Annotated in this window: 19 protein-coding genes and 1 pseudogene; 6 read left to right on the top strand and 14 right to left on the bottom strand. The window is 63.9% G+C overall.

Features of this window, described 5'->3' with window-relative positions:
* Nucleotides 1–366 precede the first annotated feature (366 nt).
* Nucleotides 367–1,389 carry a siderophore-interacting protein gene (locus FJ951_RS20245; RefSeq protein WP_246671755.1) on the top strand — a complete coding sequence of 341 codons (1,023 nt, stop codon included), beginning with the start codon at nt 367–369 and terminating at the stop codon, nt 1,387–1,389.
* 40 nt (nt 1,390–1,429) lie between these two features.
* On the opposite strand, the gene FJ951_RS20240 is transcribed toward FJ951_RS20245, so the two are convergent.
* The 5 genes from FJ951_RS20240 to FJ951_RS20220 form a co-directional block, all read right to left on the bottom strand.
* Nucleotides 1,430–2,533 carry an AbrB family transcriptional regulator gene (locus FJ951_RS20240; RefSeq protein WP_140516980.1) on the bottom strand — a complete coding sequence of 368 codons (1,104 nt, stop codon included), beginning with the start codon at nt 2,531–2,533 and terminating at the stop codon, nt 1,430–1,432.
* A gap of 62 nt (nt 2,534–2,595) precedes the next feature.
* Nucleotides 2,596–2,853 (bottom strand): type II toxin-antitoxin system prevent-host-death family antitoxin, encoded by a 258-nt coding sequence (locus tag FJ951_RS20235; protein WP_140516978.1) that lies wholly within the window; start codon nt 2,851–2,853, stop codon nt 2,596–2,598.
* A 5-nt stretch (nt 2,854–2,858) separates the two neighbouring features.
* On the bottom strand, nt 2,859–3,167 hold the full coding sequence (locus tag FJ951_RS20230; RefSeq protein ID WP_140496083.1) for a putative quinol monooxygenase: 309 nt from the start codon (nt 3,165–3,167) through the stop codon (nt 2,859–2,861).
* A gap of 63 nt (nt 3,168–3,230) precedes the next feature.
* Complete coding sequence (locus tag FJ951_RS20225) at nt 3,231–4,022, bottom strand: SDR family oxidoreductase (RefSeq protein ID WP_140516976.1); 792 nt, start codon at nt 4,020–4,022, stop codon at nt 3,231–3,233.
* Nucleotides 4,023–4,090: 68 nt separating this feature from the next.
* On the bottom strand, nt 4,091–4,528 hold the full coding sequence (locus tag FJ951_RS20220; protein WP_140516974.1) for a DsrE family protein: 438 nt from the start codon (nt 4,526–4,528) through the stop codon (nt 4,091–4,093).
* A 98-nt stretch (nt 4,529–4,626) separates the two neighbouring features.
* Between FJ951_RS20220 and FJ951_RS20215 the strand changes: the two genes are divergently transcribed.
* The 3 genes and pseudogenes from FJ951_RS20215 to FJ951_RS20205 all read left to right on the top strand — a co-directional run bounded on the left by FJ951_RS20215 (nt 4,627) and on the right by FJ951_RS20205 (nt 6,410).
* The gene (locus FJ951_RS20215; RefSeq protein ID WP_140516972.1) at nt 4,627–5,718 is read left to right on the top strand and encodes a hypothetical protein; all 1,092 of its coding nucleotides are present in this window, start codon (nt 4,627–4,629) and stop codon (nt 5,716–5,718) included.
* Between the two features lie 66 nt (nt 5,719–5,784).
* Nucleotides 5,785–6,030 carry a type II toxin-antitoxin system VapB family antitoxin gene (gene vapB / locus FJ951_RS20210; RefSeq protein WP_140516970.1) on the top strand — a complete coding sequence of 82 codons (246 nt, stop codon included), beginning with the start codon at nt 5,785–5,787 and terminating at the stop codon, nt 6,028–6,030.
* Nucleotides 6,027–6,410 (top strand): annotated as a pseudogene (locus tag FJ951_RS20205) (type II toxin-antitoxin system VapC family toxin). The gene vapB and the pseudogene FJ951_RS20205 overlap by 4 nt, the downstream one beginning before the upstream one ends.
* A gap of 6 nt (nt 6,411–6,416) precedes the next feature.
* On the opposite strand, the gene FJ951_RS20200 reads toward FJ951_RS20205, so the two are convergent.
* The 6 genes from FJ951_RS20200 to FJ951_RS20175 all read right to left on the bottom strand — a co-directional run bounded on the left by FJ951_RS20200 (nt 6,417) and on the right by FJ951_RS20175 (nt 14,135).
* Nucleotides 6,417–7,364, bottom strand: a complete 948-nt coding sequence (locus tag FJ951_RS20200; protein ID WP_140516968.1) for a cation diffusion facilitator family transporter — start codon at nt 7,362–7,364, stop codon at nt 6,417–6,419.
* 5 nt (nt 7,365–7,369) lie between these two features.
* Nucleotides 7,370–9,559 carry an anthranilate synthase gene (locus FJ951_RS20195; protein WP_140516966.1) on the bottom strand — a complete coding sequence of 730 codons (2,190 nt, stop codon included), beginning with the start codon at nt 9,557–9,559 and terminating at the stop codon, nt 7,370–7,372.
* Nucleotides 9,560–9,781: 222 nt separating this feature from the next.
* Nucleotides 9,782–10,837 (bottom strand): succinylglutamate desuccinylase/aspartoacylase family protein, encoded by a 1,056-nt coding sequence (locus FJ951_RS20190; protein WP_140516964.1) that lies wholly within the window; start codon nt 10,835–10,837, stop codon nt 9,782–9,784.
* Between the two features lie 92 nt (nt 10,838–10,929).
* Nucleotides 10,930–12,108, bottom strand: coding sequence for an MFS transporter (locus tag FJ951_RS20185; RefSeq protein ID WP_140516962.1), 1,179 nt, complete (start codon nt 12,106–12,108; stop codon nt 10,930–10,932).
* A 192-nt stretch (nt 12,109–12,300) separates the two neighbouring features.
* On the bottom strand, nt 12,301–13,677 hold the full coding sequence (locus FJ951_RS20180; RefSeq protein ID WP_140516960.1) for an FAD-containing oxidoreductase: 1,377 nt from the start codon (nt 13,675–13,677) through the stop codon (nt 12,301–12,303).
* On the bottom strand, nt 13,674–14,135 hold the full coding sequence (locus FJ951_RS20175) for a DUF4126 domain-containing protein (RefSeq protein WP_140516958.1): 462 nt from the start codon (nt 14,133–14,135) through the stop codon (nt 13,674–13,676). Before FJ951_RS20175 ends, FJ951_RS20180 begins: the two co-directional genes overlap by 4 nt.
* Before the next feature lie 133 nt (nt 14,136–14,268).
* On the opposite strand from FJ951_RS20175, the gene FJ951_RS20170 reads away from it, so the two are divergent.
* A complete protein-coding gene (locus FJ951_RS20170) occupies nt 14,269–14,826 on the top strand; it encodes a sugar O-acetyltransferase (protein ID WP_140516956.1) in 558 nt (185 codons plus the stop codon).
* Nucleotides 14,827–14,841: 15 nt separating this feature from the next.
* Here FJ951_RS20170 and FJ951_RS20165 read toward each other — a convergent pair whose 3' ends face one another.
* Nucleotides 14,842–15,837 carry a helix-turn-helix domain-containing protein gene (locus FJ951_RS20165; protein ID WP_140516954.1) on the bottom strand — a complete coding sequence of 332 codons (996 nt, stop codon included), beginning with the start codon at nt 15,835–15,837 and terminating at the stop codon, nt 14,842–14,844.
* A gap of 132 nt (nt 15,838–15,969) precedes the next feature.
* On the opposite strand from FJ951_RS20165, the gene FJ951_RS20160 reads away from it, so the two are divergent.
* Entirely contained in the window at nt 15,970–16,614 is a 645-nt protein-coding gene (locus tag FJ951_RS20160) for a cysteine hydrolase family protein (protein ID WP_140516952.1), read from the top strand.
* A gap of 69 nt (nt 16,615–16,683) precedes the next feature.
* Here FJ951_RS20160 and FJ951_RS20155 read toward each other — a convergent pair whose 3' ends face one another.
* On the bottom strand, nt 16,684–18,363 hold the full coding sequence (locus tag FJ951_RS20155) for a formate--tetrahydrofolate ligase (RefSeq protein ID WP_140496069.1): 1,680 nt from the start codon (nt 18,361–18,363) through the stop codon (nt 16,684–16,686).
* 392 nt (nt 18,364–18,755) lie between these two features.
* The gene (locus FJ951_RS20150) at nt 18,756–19,880 is read right to left on the bottom strand and encodes a DUF2333 family protein (protein WP_140516950.1); all 1,125 of its coding nucleotides are present in this window, start codon (nt 19,878–19,880) and stop codon (nt 18,756–18,758) included.
* Nucleotides 19,881–19,928 lie beyond the last annotated feature (48 nt).

Here is a 19,928-nt window from a genome sequence, read left to right as displayed (position 1 = left end):
TGAACCGCTTCGACGCCAAAACAGAAGCGGACAGATCATGTGCTACCAAACCGGACAACTTGATTAGCTACCGACAGCCGTACCGAAAGCCATGCCGACAGTCGGGCGCGTGCCGGGCCACGTTCCGTCTGACGTCGTCGCCGACGTGCGTGCCCTTCCAACAGGCCGAGGCCGGACCTGGCCGCCAACGGGACGTAGCGGTTCAATATATAAGATGACTTATGTGGAAACTTCGGAACGTCTATGGCATGCCGCTGCCGGCGCGGCCCTCCTGCGGCCGATTGCTTCAAACCGTTTCGAAAGACGCGAACGATGGACCAACTGCGAGCGCAAACCCGGATCAGCGATGCGGCGATCAGGTCGGTGATGGACCGGCTGCGCACCGAGCACAGCGAATTCGAGGTCGAGACCGGTGTTGCCGATCGATGGGAACTTCGCCTGTACTACGGTTCGCTGAGCGCGGCACTCGAGGGCGACTCCATGCTGATCCGCGTCTCGGCCGTAGACGAAACCTGCCTGTCCTACATGAAGATGACGGTCGCCGGCCACGTCGCGCAGCACCTTGGAACGACGAGCGGACTGCGCTGGCAAGGCGACGGCAGCGACACCGGCACCCCAATCTTCTTCCGCGAAATCACGGTTGTGTCGTCAACGCGGATTTCTCCGCATATGCAGCGCCTGCGCTTTGCAGGCGATGATCTTGGCCGGTTTACTCATGGCGGCCTGCACATCCGGCTGCTGCTGCCGCCGCGGGGCAGGCCGCCCGTTTGGCCCTCGATGGGCGCCGACGGCCTGCTTGTGTGGCCTGCCGGTGAGGATGCGCTCACCGTCCGCATCTACACGATCCGGGCGGTGGATCCGACAAGCGGTTGGCTCGATGTCGATTTCGTGCTGCACCCCGACCATGACACGCCCGCTGCCACATTCGCGCAGAACGCGGTGGCGGGAGACGTGATCGGCATGATCGGGCCAAGCGGCGGCGAGACGCCGACGGCGCCGACCCTGCTGCTGGTCGGCGACGACACAGCGCTGCCGGCAATTGGCCGGATTCTGGGGGAACTGCGGCCGTCAACCCGCGTCGAGGCGCTCATCGAGGTCGATGGCCCGGACGACCGCATCGCGCTGGCGCAAGGCGACAACATCGAAATCACCTGGCTTTACCGGCACGACCGCGCGGCCGGCACCGCCGGCCTGCTGGCGGCCGCCCTGCGCGAGCGCAGCCACATGGCGCTTGCCGATAACCTCTACGTCTGGGCCGGATGCGAGTTCACGGACTTCCGCGAGATCCGCAAGATCGTGCGCAAGGAGTGGGGCCTGGGCCGCGACCGGCACCTGGTAACGGCCTATTGGCGTCGCGACGCGCAGGCCGAGGGCGACGACGAGGGTTAGGATCGATCCATAAGTATGCCGGCAGCCGGGGCGGAGCAGCCTATTCCTTCACCGCGCGCGCTACCAGCCGCGCGATGCTCGGGCCGACAAGCAGCACGATCAGGAAACGCGCCGACTGGAGCGCCATGATGAAGGAGATGTCGACGTTCTGGGCGGCGGCGGCGATGATGGCGACGCTGTCCATGCCGCCGGGGCTGGTCGCGAGATAGGCGGTCAGCGGATCGATGCCGAGCAGATGGCTGATCATGAAGGCGAGGCCGCCGCAAAAGGCGATCAGAGCCACGATCGAAGCGACGATCTGCGGCAGGGCCCGTGTCGCATGGCGCAGGATCGGCCTGGTGAAGTTCAGCCCGATCGACCATCCGACCATGGCGTAACTGACAGCCAGCAGCCAGGGCGGCAATTGCATCGGCACGCCGAGGCCAAGGTGGATCAACGCGCCGAAGATGAAGGTGCCCAGAAAGGAGGGCGAAGGCAGCCGGCAAAGCTTTCCCGCCAGCCCGCCGACCAGCGCGATGCCAATGGTTGCTGCTAAGGCTTGAGCATCGATCGGCGGAAACCAGATAATCGGCGGGATTTCGACGCCTGACGTTTCGACCCACATCTTGGCGACAATGGCCGCCGTCATCGAGACGAAGATGACACGCAGATACTGCATGAAGGCGACGAGGCGCTGGTCGGCGCCAAAGGCGCCGGCCATCAGCACCATTGCGGTGGCCGCGCCTGGGGAGGATCCCCAGACGGCGGTCGTGCCGGGCAAGATGCGCCACCGGCTGATCAGCCAGCCGAGCAGGCTGGACGCCGCGACGGTGGCTGTCACTGCGCCGAGGAACAGCGGCCATTCGGCATAGAAGACGCGAAAAATGTCGGCCGAGATCGAAGCGGCGATGAGGCCGCCGACGATCGCCTGGGCGGAGCCGAACAGAAGCCGCGGCACGCGCACGGTAGCGCCGTTGGTGCCGGCGACGATGGCCGCCAGCATCGGCCCGATGAGCAGCGCCGCCGGCAGCGCGGCCAGTTCGAGCGCACCGGCAAACAGCACGGAAATGACGAGGAGGGCCAGCCATTGCCAAGGCTTGCGCATGCGCGCCATGCGCTCGACGGCCGGCTGGCCAGGAGACGGCTGCTTGGGCGAGGAATCCATGTTCTGGTCTTAGACTGAGCGGTAAGGGATGCGAACCCCCGCTGCATCGAAAAGCGATCGCCTCAGATGTCTGTGCCGAACAGTTGCTCGATTTCTCCACCGCTCATGCGATCGAAACGGTCGGACACCGAAAACTGACCAGCCATAAAGCCAACCCGTCGCGATTGTACCGGCACCGATTGATCCATAGGAATGACCTTGACCAATGACTTGCCAGCCTTGGCGATAATGAAAGGTTCGCCGTTGGCGGCTCGCTGAACGAGACGTGAAAGATTGGCCTTCGCATCGCTAATGTTTACGAACTGCGTCGAGTCGTCCACCCGGATCAGCCCGTCTTGTCGTCAGCCAATCCAAAGCCGCCGACGGGGTTGGTTTCCACCTGGAACTCGAAGCCGGCGATGAAGGGCCTCGCCTTGGCGATGGCCGCCTGGACTTCGGGAAGCTGCAGCGAGGCTTTGTGGCTTGCCTGGTCAGTCCACACTTCTGTGACCCAGATGGCATCGGCATCGGCCGGGTCGGTGGCAACGATATAGCTCAGGCAGCCGGGCAGGGCGCCGGTGCTGGCGCGCAGGACGTCCATGACAGCGTCGCGCTGGCCGCGGGCCGCCCGCATCTTGCCGATCAGACCGTACATCCCTTCGTCTCCCTTCAGCGTTTTCGACAAGAGTATACCGTTCGTCAGTATGCAGGTCGCGGCTCAAGGCATCAACTGGCCACCATTCACCTCGATCACCTGGCCGGTGATGTAGCCGCTCAACAGATCGGAGGAGAGGAACAGATAAGCACCGACGCAATCTTCAGCCGTGCCGGCGCGCCCCTGCGGAATGGTGGCAACCATGCCCCTGATCTGCTCTTCGGTCGAGTAGCGTTCGTGGAACGGCGTGAGAATGGTGCCGGGTGCCACCGCGTTGACGCGAATGCCGAAGCCGATCAGTTCCTTGGCCATGCCGCGTGTGACGTTGGAGACGAAAGCCTTGGCCGAGCCGTAAAGCCCGGCGCCACCGCCGGCGCCGTTGCGGGCGGCGATCGAGGAGGTGTTGACGATGAAGCCGCCTTGTCTCTTCAGCCACGGCATCGCCTTGCGCGAGGCGGTCAGCACCGAACGCGCGTTGAGATCCATCACCGCGTCGTAATGCGCCTCTGTCTGCTCGGCGTAGGGCACGCGGCCGAGCATGCCGCCGGCATTGTTGACCAGCCCGTCGAGACGGCCGAAATGTTGCGCACTATCCTCGACGACACGCTCGACATCGGCGGCCAGGGAAAAATCGCCCTGGACGAGAAACACCTCGCCGCCATTGTCGCGGATGGCCTTGCCAAGCTTCTCGGCGGCGTCACGGCTGGAATTGTAGTGCAGCGCGACCAGACATTTCTGCGCCGCATAGGCCAAGGCGAGTGCCGCGCCGATGCCGGTCGAGGCGCCGGTGACCAGCACCGCCTTGCCGGCGAGATCGGGAATGACAAGCCCGAGGGGGGTGGTTGTCGCTGGCACTGTCGTTTCTCCGGGATTTTCGCGGTTCTTAGCGGGTCTTGCTACCCTTGCATTCAGTCCATGCAGCTTCAAGGCCTGAGATAGGCATAACCCTGGCTTTGCAGTTCAGCGAGCTTGACGACGCCGCCGCTGTCGGCCGCATGAAAACCGTCGAGCAGGTCGGCGAGCGAAAAATCCATGCCGTGCATGGTGTTGGCGCAGGCATGCGGATCGAGCCCTTGCTGGACGAGACCGGTGAAACGACCGGAGATCGCCGCCGATACCCCCTTTGACTTGAAACCGGCAAGAGCCGGACCATGGACGACCAGCGCGATATCGACATTGCCGCCGGTGCCTTCGTAATGGTTCTTGATGTTGCCGAGAACAAAATTGACCTTGTCGAGGTCGCTGAGATGGTAGGCGACCTTCAATCTCGTAGGCCCAGTGGCCGCGGCTTGCGCCACCCGCAGCCCAATCAGCGTGCCGGCTCCGGCGAGAATCGCGCGGAACATGTCGCGTCGACGCATTACAGTCGTCCCCGTTGAAAGATGGCCGCGAATTGCGTGGCCGCAGTGCCGAGTGTAGCATAAATTGATGTCGCGTCCTGCCGATGCGGAGGGGTCACATGGCGTTCGAACAGAGACTGGCAAGCGTCCTGTCCGGAGCGGCCTTGTTGAGCCTGCTGGGCGCGACAGCTTTCGCCGACGGGGCGACCAAGCTCACCGAACTCAGTCCCAACGGTCAGGACGCCTGTTTCGGCCGCATCTACGATGCCAACCACCTCAACACGCATCCGGAGCAGAAGGTGGCCCGGATCTTCTTCTACTACGGCCATGATCCGGTCAGCAGGCCGAACGAGGAACCGGCCGCGAATGCCGACACGTCCTACAATGGCTTCGTCACCACCACGGTGCGTGGCGCCAAGGCTCCGGAATGGGCCGGCGGCTGGTGTAATCATCCATCCGAGGATGGCGCATCAAACCCGATCCATTGCGGCATGGAATGCGACCGTACGCTGGCGTCGCTGAAAGTCGACGACAAGGGCCGGCTGATTCTTTCGGACCTGCAGCCCGATATCTATCTCGATGCCGGTTCCGAGGAGGAACTCGGCACGACTGAATACAATAGGCAGGCGCTGGGCTCGCAGGACGACAATTTCCGCCTCGACCCGATGCCGGCAGCGACCTGCAAGGCGGAGTTCGCCCGCATCGACCCGATTGACCCGGCGATGGGTCCGCCGCTGCGCGACCGGCTGAAGCCCGACCAGGCCTTCTGCTACGGACGCGACTACGATGCCGCGCATTTCGGTTCGCATCCCGACCAACTGACGCAGTCGATCCGCGTGTTCCGTGGGCCGGTCGAACTGGCTTCATTCGCGGCGGGCGGCGACCTTGCCAATTGGCCTGACGGCGCCGACATCGCCGTTTCGGTCACGACGCGACAAAAGTCGGGCAAGGCCACGCAGGTCTATTCCTGCCAGGGCGAGGCCGACCAGTGGCGCTGCGCGGCGAGCTCGAAGATGAGCGATTTCTTCTGCGATATCACGCAGAAGGAGATTTTCCTCAAGCGCGGCGCCAATGGCATGATGATGCTGGCCAATCCCAACAACAGCCTGGCGATCGTCGATTTCTGTTCACAGGCAGCCGACGGCAAGACGAAGTCGGACGATAAGATCTACCGGCTGGAACCGATGCCGCAATCGGCTTGCGCGCCTTGAGCGGAGCCCTGTTTAGGTCAGCGCGAAGGGATATATCTTTGCTATATCTCATTTGAGGATAGCACGATGGACAAAGCAAAAGTGTTCTGGTCAGGCAGGTCCCAAGCCGTGCGCCTGCCGAAGGAGTTCCGTTTCGACACAGAGGAGGTCTCGATACGCCGTCACGGGCAAACCGTCATCTTGGAACCGCTTGCGCAGGACTGGGCGTGGCTCGACCAAGTGATTGGACCGCTTGATAATGATTTCGCAGAGGCAGCGCTGGAACGTCAGGACGGGCAGGATCGAGCTGCCTTGGAAGACGTCTTCAAGTGATCTACCTGCTCGACACCAATGCCGTCATCGCGGTCATGAAGGGCGATGAGGGTCTGCTTGCCTGCTGAAACGGCATAGGCCGCAGGACTTTGCCGTCTCGGCGATCGTCGTGCACGAACTGTACTATGGTGCTGAAAAGAGCCAGCGACGGGTCGAAAATTTGGCGCGTATCGAGGCTCTGCAGTTTCCTGTGCTCGAATTCGATCGGGAAGACGCGAGACATGCCGGAGAAATTCGGGCAACGCTTGCCACATTGGGAACTCCAATTGGTCCCTACGATGCGTTGATTGGTGGGCAGGCGCGCGCGCGATCTTACGCTGATGACCCGCAATATCCAGGACTTCGAGCGGATCAAAGCTCTGTCAGTCGAGACGTGGTGAACTGCCTCACGCGAACGGCACCGCCGTCGTGCCCTTCGGCAGCTTGGCCTCATCATCGGGCTCGACATGGATGGTGACGCGCACGGAAGGGATTTCCGCCTGCAGCGCATCCTCGATGCGGTCGCAGATGACATGGCTGGCGCCGACCGACATGTCGGCATCGACGACGAGATGGAATTCGATGAAGGTGGCGCGGCCGGCGATGCGTGTCTTGAGGTCGTGCACTTCGAGCGCGCCTTTGCAATTGGCCGAAATGATGTCGCGGATGCGCATATGCTCCTGGGTGTCGACGGCGCGGTCCATCAGCCCGTTCATCGACGAGCCGATAACATGCCAGCCCTGCCAAAGAATGTTGAGCGCGACGATCACGGCCAGCGCCGGATCGAGGATCTGCCATCCGGTCAGCACCGCGCCGACAAGGCCGGCGAAGACGCCGACCGAGGTCACGACGTCGGTCATGATGTGTTGGCCGTCGGCGACCAGTGCCGGCGATCTTGCGTTGCGCCCTGTACGGATCAGCGCCCAGGCCCAGAAGGCGTTGATGACCGTCGCCACACCGTTGACGGCAAGCCCTTCCCAAGGCTGCTGGAGCGGGACGGGGTGGAGCCAGGATTGCCAGACCTCGTTCAGGATCAGGAGTGCCGCGACCACGATCAGCACGCCTTCCAGGACGGCCGAGAAATACTCGGCCTTGTGGTGGCCGAACGGATGGTCCTGGTCGGCAGGCTTGTAGCTGACCTGGATCGCCCAGAACGCGGCGGCCGAGGCGATGACGTTGACGATCGATTCCAGCGCGTCCGAATAGAGTGCGACGGAACCGGTGATGTACCAGGCGGCAAGCTTGAGTGCGAGCACCACACAAGCGACGACGATCGACCAGAAGGCAAGCCTTGCGACCTTGCGCCTGGTCGCGGCCTTCGCCGCGACCGCCGTCGTGTCCCGCGTTTCGACCATCGTCTCTAGGCGGCCTTGTCCTTGGCCTTGCGCGGCAGGTGGGCGACGATGTTCTCGATGATGCGCATGCCGGCATTGTGGCCGAGCGTCATGATCGATTCCGGATGGAATTGTACCGCGGCGATCGGCTCCTTGCGGTGCTCGAAGGCCATGATGACGCCGTCTTCGGTCTCGGCGGTGACCACGAAATCGTCGGGTAGCCGCACCGGATCGGCGAAGATCGAATGGTAACGGCCGACGGTGACTTCCTTGGGCAGACCGGAGAAGATGATGCCGGGCTTGGAGACGCGAATGCGCGACGGCTTGCCGTGCATCGGCACATGCAGCTGCCGCAATTCGCCGCCATAGGCCTCGGCCAGCGCCTGCAGGCCGAGGCAGACGCCGAAGATCGGCAGCTCGCGGGCGCGCGCTCGTCCGATGGTGGCGGCGCAGTCGAAATCCTTGGGCGTGCCGGGACCAGGCGACAGCACGACGAGATCCGGCTTCAGCCGGTCGAAAACTTCTTCCGGCACGGGGGTGCGCACGGTCGAGACATTGGCGCCGGTCTGACGGAAGTAATTGGCCAGCGTGTGGACGAAGCTGTCTTCATGGTCGACGAGCAGGATGTTGACGCCGTCGCCGACGCGCGCGGTGGTGCGCTCGGTGCTGGCGGCATTGCCCGTCTTGGCGTCGCGGATGGCGGAGAGCATGGCGGAGGCCTTCAGTTCGGTTTCGGCTTCTTCTTCCTCGGGAATGCTGTCGAACAGTAATGTGGCGCCAGCACGCACCTCGGCAATGCCGTCCTTGATGCGGATGGTGCGCAGTGTCAGGCCGGTGTTCATATCACCGTTGAAATTGACCATGCCGATGGCGCCGCCATACCAGGCGCGCGGGCTCTTCTCGTTCTGCTCGATGAAGCGCATGGCCCATAGTTTCGGCGCGCCGGTGACGGTCACCGCCCAGGCGTGCGAGAGAAACGCGTCGAAGGCGTCCATGCCTTCGCGCAGCCTGCCCTCGATATGGTCAACCGTATGGATAAGCCGCGAATACATCTCGATCTGGCGGCGGCCGATGACGCGCACCGAACCCGGCTCGCAGACGCGCGACTTGTCGTTGCGGTCGACATCCGAGCACATTGTGAGCTCGGATTCATCCTTCTTGGAATTGAGCAGCTTCAGGATTTGCTCTGAGTCGGAAATGGCGTCGTCGCCACGCTTGATCGTGCCCGAGATCGGGCAGGTCTCGACACGGCGGCCGTTGACGCGCACGAACATTTCGGGCGAAGCGCCGATCAGGTATTCGCCTTCACCCAGATTAATGAAGAAGGAATAGGGCGAGGGGTTGATTGACTTCAGCTTGCGCGAAATCTCGGAGGGTTGGGTCTCGCAGCGTTCGTAGAACATCTGCCCGGGTACGACCTCGAACAGGTCACCGCGCTTGAAGCTGTCCATCGCGCGGCGCACAAGATTGGCGTATTCGCCGGGTTCATGGTCGCCGCGCGGCGGGATACGGTCGGCGGTCTTGAACGGCTCGGCGATCTCGTCGCGCGGCAGGCCTTCGGTCGAAAAACCCTTGCCGGCGTAGTCATATCGATCGGTCCAGGCCTTGGCCGAATAATGATCGACGACCAGGATCTCGTCGGGCAGGAACAGCACGAGATCGCGCTGGCTTGGCTTGCGTTCGAGCTTGTAGTCGACCGGATCGAACTGGAAGGCGAGGTCGTAGCCGAAGGCGCCGTAAAGGCCGAGATTGGCGTCTTCGGCGGTCTTGAACAAGGCGGTGATGGCGCGCAGAACCGTGAAGACGGAAGGAACGCGGCTGCGTTCTTCTTCGGTGAAGACGCGGCCCGGCTTGGCGACGTCGAGGCGGATCAGCTTTTTCGACGCCTCGGCGATCGTGATCTCGGCGATATCGCCGAGCGTCTTGACGATGACCGGCAGAAGCACCTCGCCCCGCCGGTTCAGCGCCTCGATGCGGATGGACCGGCCACGCGCCGAGATCACCAAAGGCGGGTCGATGATGGCGGTGTCCCAACGCGTATAGCGGCCGGGATATTCATAGTTCGAAGAGAACACCGCGCCCCGGCGCGCATTCAGCCCGTCGACATAGGCGTCGATGGCGCCTTCATAGGGCCGGTCGTGGCGCTCGCGGGTGATGGTGATGCCACCCCCGGTCACAAAACTCTCTGCGCCGTTGTCCAGAACCTTCATCGTCATTGCCGTCTCCATCAGCTTCTTGGGCAACGGACCCGGGAATGGCTTGGAAAAAACAAATGGCCGCCCGGACATTCCGCTGCGGCCACCCTCTCTTTTCACGCGCACGCGTTCGAACAGGCCGCTGTCAGCAGGCCCACCACCAAACGGTCTTGATCGAACGCATGTTCATGGCGATTCCCATAGCGGCGATTGAGCGACCGCGCAACTGGATTCGGTGGAGGCTCAATCTTCCAGTGTGCCGGACCTTGCGTCGGCGCTCTTCCTGTCGCCCACCAGTTTCAACAGATCCTCGCCGGCGCGGATGATGCGGCGCGAGCGCCGGGTCAGGACGATGCCGGCCTGCGGCGCGAACACCTCGGTGCGGCCATCGGCTTCGCCCGGTGCGTGGACGATGACGGCAAGCCGCGTGTCCTTGGCCACGCGGTCGCCGGGCTCCACGTCGTAAAGCACGGCACCTGCCCGGGGCGCCGGCATCATGTCGATGTTTTCGAGCGGTGCGACAACCCCGGTGAAGGCACCGGGTGAGGGCAGGGCCGGGTCGGCGACCACGCCGCGCGCCACCAGCAGCCGGTAGAGCCCCGCGGCGTCCGACGCCGCGAACGCGCCATCGACATCGAGGATGCCGCGATATTCGACCGTCGTGACGACGCGCCGGTCGAGCTTCGCCACATCGGCGGGAACGTTCTGATAGGGCATGATCGAGGCGCCCTCGAAAGTGCCGTCCGTGTCTTCACTCCACAGCACCACCGCCTCGACGCCCATGGCGGCGGCGCAGTCGGCCATTGCCGGCCACAGGCTGGTGTGGACATACAGGTAGGAAAGACCCTCGTCGTCGCAATGCAGGTCAAGCACGATGTCGTGGCCGAGCGAAAGCTGCACCAGTCTCGTCTTCAGCCGCTGGTCGGGCGTGCCATGCGCGGTGTCGGGCAGGAGTGCCGTGTCGGGCGCGGCGAGCAGCGGGAAACCGCGGTTGAAGTTGGTGCGCGTGCCCAGATGAAAACGGCCCTGATGTTCGCCGAAATGATACTGGGCGCGGCCGATCGGATTGGCCCAGGGCACGATGGTGATGTCGCCCTTGATGCGCCCCTCCGCCTCGGCCCTGGCCAGCATCGGCATCAGCGCGTCAATGGCGACTACTCCGGGCAGTTCGCCGGCATGGAGCGCTGCCTGCAGATAGGCCGAAGGCGCGGATTCGTCGGTTCCAGCGAAGCGAAACAGCGGGAATTCGTAGGAAACCCCTTCGCTGTCGCCGGCTATGCGTTCGATCGATTTCTGCATGGGGTCTTTCTCCGTCGAGAGGCGAGAAGACATGCCTCTTCGACTGTGCGCTTGTCGATTGGTCCAGGCTGTCGCGCTATGGGCGCAAGCAGCTACTGCGCGGCAGGTTGAAGAGTGACGACCGGAGCGCGCTGGTCCAGTGCCCGCGAGGCAACGGCTACGGCGACCGCCAGCAGAGCGAGTGCCGCGCCCACCAGCGGCAGGTTGGCATAGGAAACGCCCCAGGAGAGCGCCACGCCGCCGATCCAGGCGCCGCTGGCGTTGCCGACATTGAAGGCGCCCTGGTTCAGCGTGGCGGCAAGGTTCGGTCCCTCGGAAGCGGCTTCCACGACACGGATCTGCAACGGCGGCACGACGACGAAGACGAGCATGCCCCACAGGAAGACGATGCCTATGGCGACACTGGCGATAGCGCCGAACTGCATGAAGCCGACAAACAGGACCGCCAGCAGCAGCAGCGTGCCGATGACCGTCGGCATCAGCTTCCAGTCGGCCAGCCGGCCGCCGATGATGTTGCCGATGGTCATGCCGGCGCCGAACAGCAAGAGCACCCAGGTGACCGCTGAAGTCGAGAGGCCGGACACGTCGGTGAGATAGGGTTTGATGTAGGTGAAGACGGCAAACAGGCTGGCTGAGGCGAGCGCCGCGATCAGCATGGCCAGCCACACCTGCAGCTTGCCGAGCACGCGCAATTCGCCGCGCAAGCCGTCGCCGCTTGGTTCAGTGACATCCGGCGGCACTAGCCAAGCGATCGCCGCGACCGAGATCAGCCCGATGCCGACCACCGCCAGGAAGGTGGCGCGCCAGCCGAAGGCTTCGCCAAGCGCCGTTCCGGCGGGAACGCCGAGGATGTTAGCCAGCGTCAGGCCGGCGAACATCAGCGCGATGGCGCTGGCACGCTTGTTGCGGGGCACCAGGCTGGCGGCGACGACCGAACCGATGCCGAAGAAGGCGCCGTGGCCGAAGGCGGTGAAGACGCGCGCGCCCATCAGCATCCAGTAATTGGGCGCGATGGCGCAGAGCAGGTTGCCGACGACGAACAGTGCGGCCAGTCCGACCAGCACCGGCTTGCGCGGCAGATGCGCGGTGGCCATCGCCACGACTGGCGCGCCGAAGACCACGCCCAGCGCATAGCCAGTGACCAGCAGCCCGGCCGCGGGAATGGTCACGCCAAGGTCGGCGGCGACCTCCGGCAGCAGACCCATGATGACGAATTCGGTGGTGCCGATGCAGAAGGACGCAATGGCAAGCGCAAGGATCGGCAAAGGCATGGGAGGTCCAGACTGAATCGGTTCAAATGGAAACTGCGCGAGCGCCCCATGGCGCACAAGCGCCATTGCCGCAATGCAGCAATGCAGAAAGCGGAGAGCAAAGAGGCACTGGCAGCGGTGCTTATGCCGTGCTGCCTAAACGACCCTGACCGAACCCGGCCGAGCGGCCGAACCGACCGCTGAAGCCGGAGTTCAGACCAGCGGCTTCAACTCCTGGGCGATGGTTGGCAGCAGTTCCGAGACATTGGGGTGGATGTGCATGGCGCGCGCCAGCGTGTTCACAGGCGCCTTGGCATACATCAGGTCAAGCACGCAATGCACGGCTTCATCGCCGCCGGGGCCAAGCACGCAGCAGCCGAGGATTTCCCTTGTGTCAGCGTCGACGAGGATCTTCATGAAGCCTTGCGTCTCGCCTTTCTCGACGGCGCGGCCGACACGGCTCATCGGCCGCTGGCCGACCAGCGCGCGGCGTCCCGACTTCTTCACTGACGCCTCGGTCATGCCGCAGCGGCCGAGCGGCGGGTCAATGTACAGAGCGTAGGCCTCGATGCGGTCGGTGACCTTGCGCGGATCATTGTCGAGCAAATTGGCCGCAACGATCTCGTAATCGTTGTAGGACGTGTGGGTGAAGGCGCCCTTGCCATTGCAGTCGCCCATCGCCCAGATGCCGGGCACGCTGGTGCGCAACTGGTCGTCGACGGTGATGAAGCCGCGTTTGTCGACCTCGATGCCGGCCTGGTCGAGGCCGAGATCGTCGGTATTGGGCGTTCGCCCCAGAGCCAGGAGCACATGCGAGCCGACGGCCGGCGGCTTGCCGGCGGAGAAGGCAACAGCAATATCCTCGCCCTGCCTGGCGAAGCTTATGGCGTCGGCGCCGAGATGGACCGCGATGCCTTCGTTTTCGAGGATCAACAGGATGGCGTCGGACACATCCTCGTCTTCGCGGCCGATCAGCCGCGAGCCCTTTTCGACAATCGTGACCTCCGCGCCGAAGCGGCGGAACATCTGCGCGAATTCGAGCGAGATGTAGCTGCCGCCGACCACCACGAGGTGGCGCGGCAACACGTCGAGGTCCATCATCGAAGAGTTGGTGAGAAAGTCGATGTCGTGAATGCCGGGCAGATCCGGTACCGATGCGCGGCCGCCGGTGTTGAGAAAGATCTTGCCGGCGGTCAGGAGATCATCGCCGACGCGCACCGTGTTGGCGGATTCGAAACGCGCATGGCCGCGATAGAGCGTGCATTTATCCATGTCGGCGATCCAGGTTTCCAGATTGCCGCGGGCGTCGTTCGACACCTTGTCCTTGCGCGCCTTGACCCTGGCATAGTCGACGCCGACCGGGCCGGAGAGGGTCACGCCATAGTCCGCGGCGCGCCGCGCCAGATGCGCGGCATAGGCGCTGGCGACCATGGCCTTGGTCGGCATGCAGCCGGTGTTGACGCAGGTGCCGCCGACCAGCTTGCGCTCGATCAGCGCCACGCTCATGCCGGCCGCGGTCAGCCGGCCGGCCAGCGAAGGGCCGGCCTGGCCGGCACCGATGACGATGGCATCGAAGGTTTTCGCCGTCATGCCACCGCCGCCACGATCAAGAGGCCGCCGACGATTGCGACCGCATCCTCAATGAAGGCCGCGGGCTGGTCCTTGCCGAAGGCGGCCGCCAGCCGGCCGCGCGCCTCCGCGCCGCCGAGCGTGCCGATGACGGCCCCTATGGCGCCGGCGATCAGGCAGACGATGGTGGCGCCGCCAGTGGCGCCGATCACGGCGCCGCTGAAGGCGCCGAGCAGGATGCGGGCGCCGAATTGCTGCGGCACCTTGCGGCTCGGCGTCGACGGCAACTGATCGGTGACCAGCTCGACGATGGCCAGGATAGTGAAAATGCCGACAGCGGCCCAGTGGCTCATGAAGCTTGCCCAGGTGCCGGCAACCGGCAGCCAGCCGAGCCAGGCGCCCCAGGCGACGGCGGCCGGCGCGGTCATGGCGCGCAGGCCGGCAATGACCCCGATCAGAAGTGCAAGAATGTAAAGCATGTTGATCCCCCTCGATCCCGGGCCGGGATAGCCCTGAAAAGGCAGGCTACCATAGGTCCGGTATTTGGCCAGTACTTGCATAGGCGCTCTCTTACGCCGCAACGGTGCGTGGCAATGATGACGGAGGCACCGCATGGCTGAGAGCGAACGCGCAAAAATGGCGGCGGGCGAGTGGTATACGTGCATGGATGACGAACTGGAGGCGCTGCGCGGCGTGGCTGCGGGCGCCGTATTCGAGCACAATTCGCTTGCGCCCCGTCAGCGCGGCAACATCGGGCCTGCCTTGCAGGATCTGCTCGGCGGCGCGGGCGAGGGCGCCCGCATCGAGGCGCCGTTCCACTGTGCCTATGGCTTCAACATCTTTCTCGGGGACGGCGTCTTTCTCAATGCCGGCTGCATCATTCTCGACACGGCAAGCGTGCGCATCGGCAAGGGAACGCTGCTCGGCCCCAATGTGCAGATCTATTGCGCCGAGCATCACAGGGAGGCCGCGGGGCGACAAGCCGGGCTGGAAATCGCCAGGCCGGTCGAGATCGGTGCCGATGCCTGGATCGGCGGCAGTGCCGTCATCCTCGGCGGCGTCAGCATCGGCGAGGGCGCCATCGTCGGCGCCGGCGCCGTGGTGACGCGCGACGTGCCCGCGAACATGACGGTGGTCGGCAATCCGGCGCGGGCGGTCAAACGCGGTTGAGTGCCCGGCGGGCGCTCAGTGCGAAAGCGCGTGCGGCGACCGGTCGCCCTGGTCGGCCCGCCTGGAAAATTCACGCCGGTATTGCGCCGGGGAGGTCCTGAGACGCGCCGAAAAATGCTGGCGTAGCGAAGCGGCGCTGCCGAAGCCGGCCTCGAAGGCCACGACGTCCATCGATTTTTCCGTCGCCTCGAGCAGACGCTGCGCCAGTTCAAGCCGTTGCTCGATCAGCCAATCGCCGAAACTGGTGCCGATCGATTTCTGGAAGCGGCGGGTGAAGGTGCGCCGGGTCAGGCCGGCGGCTTCGGCGACGCGGTCCAGGCTGTGCGCATCGCCGAGCGTCGCACGCACCGCGTCGAGTGCTTGTGTGAACCTGTCGGTATCGGCGCTCCTCGCCAGCGGGCGCTCGATGAACTGCGCCTGTCCGCCTTGCCGGTGCGGGGAGAGCACGATCTGCCGCGCGAGCCGCAGTGCTGCCTCGGCGCCGTAGCGGGCGCGAACGATATGGAGGCAGCAGTCGAGCCCGGCCGCGACGCCGGCCGACGTCACCACGTCGCCATTGTCGACATAGAGCACCTCGGCATCCACCGCGATGTCGGGATGAAGCTTCTGAAGCCGCTCGGCATAGGCCCAATGCGTGGCCGCACGCCGACCGCCAAGCAGTCCGGCAGCAGCGACTGCGAATGTTCCCAGGCAAAGGCCGACGATCAGGGCACCATTGCGGTGGGCCCGCCGCAATGCTTGGCTCAGCGGTTCCGGCAGCGGATCTTCGAGATCCCGCCAGCTCGGCACGATGATGATGTCGGCGCCATCGAGGCCCTCTAGCCCATGGGGCGCGGCGACGCTCAGCCCGGCCTCGGTGTGGACGGGACCGGCCTCGATCGCGCAGATGCGGAAGTCGAAGCGCGGCAGGCCGAACGATGTGCGATCTTCGCCGAACACCAGGCAAGGCACGGAGAGATGGAACGGGCTGATGCCGTCGAAGGCGAGGACGGCGACGATCTGGTGGGTCATGTCTTCCGGGGATTTCTGCGCGGGGTTATGCGGATTGTCCCAATTCTTTCGAATGATGTCAATCGGGCCACTTTCGCTCGATGGTGGCGGACCTATGCTCGGGCATCACATCAAGCCTGAAAGGAATGCATCATGTCCGAACCAGCCAGCAAGACGCCGCGCCGCGCGCTCGTCGTCGTGGACGTCCAGAATGACTATGACGGCGGCAATCTCGCCATCCAGCATCCGCCGTTCCGCGACAGCGTCGTCAACGTGGCGCGCGCAATGGACGCGGCAGCAGCGGCCGGCATCAAGGTGGTGGTCGTCAAGCAGATGGCGCCGGAGACGTCGCCAATCTTCGCCAAGGGCAGCCATGGCGCGGAATTGCATCCCGAGATATCGAGGCGGCCACGCGACCACTATGTCGAGAAGACGCTGCCTTCCGCCTTCACCGGCACCGATCTCGAAGAGTGGCTGCGCGCCAACGCCATCGATACGATCGTGGTGGTCGGCTACATGACGCATAATTGCGACCTGTCGACCATCATCCATGCCGTGCATATGGGCTTTGCCGTCGAGTTCCTGTCCGACGCGACCGGCTCGGTGCCTTACGCCAACAGCGCGGGCTATGCCTCGGCCGAGGAGATCCACCGCGTGGTGACAATCATCCTGCAGTCGCGGTTCGCCGCCGTGCTCAAGACCGCCGAATGGATCGAGTGCCTGAAGACCGGCACCTTGCCGGAACGCGATACGATCTTCGGCTCCAACCAGCGGGCGCTGGCTCGCAACGCTGCGTAGTCGTCTGCGGAAATACAAAGGGCGCCGCATCGCTGCGGCGCCCTTTGCACTTTTTGGAATTGAGGATTTCTAGAACAGGCCTTCGATCTGGCCGGCTTCGTTGAGGAAAATCTTTTCCGACGACGGCGCCCTGGGCAGGCCGGGCATGGTCATGACCTCGCCGCAGATAATGACGACGAAGCCGGCACCCGCCGAAAGCCTGACCTCGCGCACTGGTACGGTGTGGCCGGTTGGCGCGCCGCGCAGGTTCGGGTCGGTCGAGAAGGAATACTGCGTCTTGGCCATGCAGACCGGCAAGTGGCCGTAGCCGGCCTGCTCCCAGGCGTGCAACTGGTCGCGCACCGACTTGTCGGCGATCGCTTCCGAGCCGCGATAGATGCGCTGGACGATGGTGTTGATCTTCTCGAACAGCGGCATGGCGTCGGGATAGAGCGGCGCGAACTGCGAGGCACCGGATTCGGCCAGCGCCACCACTTTCTTGGCGAGATCCTCGATGCCGGCCGAGCCGTTGGCCCAGTGCTTGCACAGGATCGCCTCTTCGCCCATCGAGGCGACATAATCCTTCATCGCCTGGATTTCGCCATCCGTGTCGGAGTAGAAGTGGTTGATGGCAACTACCGCCGGCACGCCGAACTGCCTGATGTTCTCGATGTGGCGGCCGAGATTGGCGCAGCCCTTCTTCACCGCCTCGATGTTTTCCTTGCCGAGGTCTTCCTTCTTGACGCCGCCATTCATTTTCATGGCGCGTACGGTGGCGACGATGACCGCCGCCGCCGGCTTCAGCCCGGCCTTGCGGCACTTGATGTCGAAGAATTTTTCCGCGCCGAGGTCGGCGCCGAAGCCGGCTTCCGTGACGACGTAGTCGGCAAGCTTGAGCGCCGTCGTGGTGGCGACCACCGAGTTGCAGCCATGCGCGATGTTGGCGAACGGGCCGCCATGCACGAAGGCCGGATTGTTCTCCAGCGTCTGCACCAGATTCGGCTGCATGGCGTCCTTGAGCAGCACGGCCATGGCGCCGTCGGCCTTGAGGTCGCGGGCATAGACCGGCGACTTGTCGCGGCGATAGGCGACGATGATGTCGCCCAGGCGCTTCTCCAGGTCCTTCAGGTCGGTGGCGAGGCACAGGATGGCCATGACCTCCGAAGCGACGGTGATGTCGAACCCGGCCTCGCGCGGATAGCCGTTGGCGACGCCGCCGAGCGAGCAGATGATCTCGCGCAGCGCCCGGTCGTTCATGTCCATGACGCGGCGCCAGGCGACGCGGCGGGTGTCGATGCCGAGCTCATTGCCCCAGTAGATGTGGTTGTCGATCAACGCCGACAGGAGGTTGTGCGCGGTGGTGATGGCATGGAAGTCACCGGTGAAATGGAGATTCATGTCCTCCATCGGCACGACCTGCGCGTAGCCGCCGCCGGCCGCACCGCCCTTGACGCCGAAATTCGGACCGAGCGAGGCTTCGCGAATACAGATGATCGCTTTCTTGCCGATGCGGTTCAGGCCGTCGCCGAGGCCGACGGTGGTGGTCGTCTTGCCTTCGCCGGCCGGGGTCGGGTTGATGGCGGTGACCAGGATCAGCTTGCCGTCCTTGTTGCCCTTCACCGATTTGATGAATTCGGCGGAGACCTTCGCCTTGTCATGGCCATAGGGCAAAAGGTGTTCGGTCGGGATGCCGATCTTGGCGCCGATCTCCTGGATCTGTTTTTTCTTCGCACCGCGGGCGATCTCGATGTCGGACTTCACTTCTGCCATGACGGCTTTCCTCTGGATTGGACGGTGGAGGGGACGGGTTGATCACTGGTGCATGTTCGATACGCCGCGCGGGCAAGGGCATGTTCTAGCCCTCTCGCTGCCGTGGCGTCAACTTTCATGCAACTATGTTTCCTATGAAGAAAATTCCTCTGCGGCGGGCCGACCTGCCTCCGGTTCTTTCTGGCTCCGCTTGCCGCGCCGTATAGAAGCCAGAGCGGGGACGCGTCCGCCGTCTCAAAACAGCCGCGCAATGCACGGAATGCGACAGACAAGGCGGCGCAAATCCGCCATCGCCGGCCTAAAGCGCATCGCGCTTCAGGCATTTGTCTCCATGCATGTCGTTCTCCCCAGGCCGGACCACTTTTGAGCCACATGCATTGGGCCGACCAGCCCTACTGCGTCAGCACGTTGCTGATTTCGACCATGTTGGAACGCACCCTGAGCACATAGAAACCCATGGTCGTCAGATGCGTGGGCAGGAGCCAGCCGTCCTCGCGGCCATTGGCGATGATGAAGGGCTGAATGCGCAGCGCCGAGACGAACTGCGCGTCCATCGTATCCCACAGGCTCTGCAGGTGCTTTTCCTTGATGACGTCCTCGAAGTCGGCCTGCGCGCCCTTCATCAGTCCGTAATAGGCGTAGAGCTGGCCATAGGCGAACCAGTAGCGGTCGTCGGCGCGGAAATCGAACCAGCCATTGTTATGGTTTTCGGCGCGTTCCTTGAGAATGGCCGAGGTCGAGCCGATATCGCTGGCGATACGGTCGATATATTGCTTCAGATTGTCGGCGCGGGCATCGAAGGTGGCCTGGCAGGTGGCGAGGCGGGCGTTGAAGGAGCGCAGCTTGCGCACGGCGTCGCGATAATAGCTCGGGGTCGGCGTCTTCGGGCCGAACGGGCTTACACCGAAATACCAGGTGTACTCGTCGAACTGCAGATTGCCGCGCGCATCCTGCAGGTCGGCGTCGATCTGCGATGTCGTGCGCACACGGCCGAGATTGTCGGCGAGCTCGGTCGCGGTGCGGCGCACCGCCTGGTTGATGCCGCGCTGGAACGAGGCCTTGTTGTCCATCCACGGCGTGTTGTCCCAGCTGATGCCGAACAGGCCGAGCTTGTAGAGGATCATCGACGAGATCCAGGCATTCTGGTTGACGTTGAAGTCGGTCAAATCGGCGGCAATCTGGGCGATGCCGGAGTTGCCGCAGGTCCTGGCAGTGTCGGCACCGGCACCGGCGGCTACCTGTTCGCCCGCCGAGATGTTGCGCTTCTCGAACGTGTAGGTGTCGGGATAGCTCGGATTGAAATTATTCCACCACTGGGTGGCGTAGAAGAAATTGGCGTAGAGGCCGAGCAGCACCAACAGGGCGAGGCCGAGCACGGCCTTGAGGATCCAACCGCGCTGCGCATACCAGCGGCCGGCCCACATGAACGGCCACAAGATGACGCCGATCAGGAGGCCGATGCCGCGGCCGATCCATTGGAAAATCCTGACGAAGAAGTTCACGATCGGATCGAGCATGGCTGTGTCACCCCTCAAGGCATAATGTCAAAAAGTTGCGGACTTTTG

Source organism: Mesorhizobium sp. B2-2-3 (genome assembly GCF_006442405.1).
In the GTDB taxonomy this organism is placed as follows: domain Bacteria; phylum Pseudomonadota; class Alphaproteobacteria; order Rhizobiales; family Rhizobiaceae; genus Mesorhizobium.
This window is presented reverse-complemented; position numbering and strand designations above follow the sequence as displayed.

What these genes read in the sequence shown, in the direction of transcription:
- FJ951_RS20245 (WP_246671755.1), top strand. Translation starts at nt 367, where the DNA reads ATGGACCGGCTGCGCACCGAGCACAGCGAATTCGAGGTCGAGACCGGT.
- FJ951_RS20240 (WP_140516980.1), bottom strand. Translation starts at nt 2,533, where the DNA reads ATGGATTCCTCGCCCAAGCAGCCGTCTCCTGGCCAGCCGGCCGTCGAG.
- FJ951_RS20230 (WP_140496083.1), bottom strand. Translation starts at nt 3,167, where the DNA reads ATGTACGGTCTGATCGGCAAGATGCGGGCGGCCCGCGGCCAGCGCGAC.
- FJ951_RS20220 (WP_140516974.1), bottom strand. Translation starts at nt 4,528, where the DNA reads ATGCGTCGACGCGACATGTTCCGCGCGATTCTCGCCGGAGCCGGCACG.
- FJ951_RS20215 (WP_140516972.1), top strand. Translation starts at nt 4,627, where the DNA reads ATGGCGTTCGAACAGAGACTGGCAAGCGTCCTGTCCGGAGCGGCCTTG.
- vapB (WP_140516970.1), top strand. Translation starts at nt 5,785, where the DNA reads ATGGACAAAGCAAAAGTGTTCTGGTCAGGCAGGTCCCAAGCCGTGCGC.
- FJ951_RS20200 (WP_140516968.1), bottom strand. Translation starts at nt 7,364, where the DNA reads ATGGTCGAAACGCGGGACACGACGGCGGTCGCGGCGAAGGCCGCGACC.
- FJ951_RS20195 (WP_140516966.1), bottom strand. Translation starts at nt 9,559, where the DNA reads ATGACGATGAAGGTTCTGGACAACGGCGCAGAGAGTTTTGTGACCGGG.
- FJ951_RS20190 (WP_140516964.1), bottom strand. Translation starts at nt 10,837, where the DNA reads ATGCAGAAATCGATCGAACGCATAGCCGGCGACAGCGAAGGGGTTTCC.
- FJ951_RS20185 (WP_140516962.1), bottom strand. Translation starts at nt 12,108, where the DNA reads ATGCCTTTGCCGATCCTTGCGCTTGCCATTGCGTCCTTCTGCATCGGC.
- FJ951_RS20180 (WP_140516960.1), bottom strand. Translation starts at nt 13,677, where the DNA reads ATGACGGCGAAAACCTTCGATGCCATCGTCATCGGTGCCGGCCAGGCC.
- FJ951_RS20175 (WP_140516958.1), bottom strand. Translation starts at nt 14,135, where the DNA reads ATGCTTTACATTCTTGCACTTCTGATCGGGGTCATTGCCGGCCTGCGC.
- FJ951_RS20170 (WP_140516956.1), top strand. Translation starts at nt 14,269, where the DNA reads ATGGCTGAGAGCGAACGCGCAAAAATGGCGGCGGGCGAGTGGTATACG.
- FJ951_RS20165 (WP_140516954.1), bottom strand. Translation starts at nt 15,837, where the DNA reads ATGACCCACCAGATCGTCGCCGTCCTCGCCTTCGACGGCATCAGCCCG.
- FJ951_RS20160 (WP_140516952.1), top strand. Translation starts at nt 15,970, where the DNA reads ATGTCCGAACCAGCCAGCAAGACGCCGCGCCGCGCGCTCGTCGTCGTG.
- FJ951_RS20155 (WP_140496069.1), bottom strand. Translation starts at nt 18,363, where the DNA reads ATGGCAGAAGTGAAGTCCGACATCGAGATCGCCCGCGGTGCGAAGAAA.
- FJ951_RS20150 (WP_140516950.1), bottom strand. Translation starts at nt 19,880, where the DNA reads ATGCTCGATCCGATCGTGAACTTCTTCGTCAGGATTTTCCAATGGATC.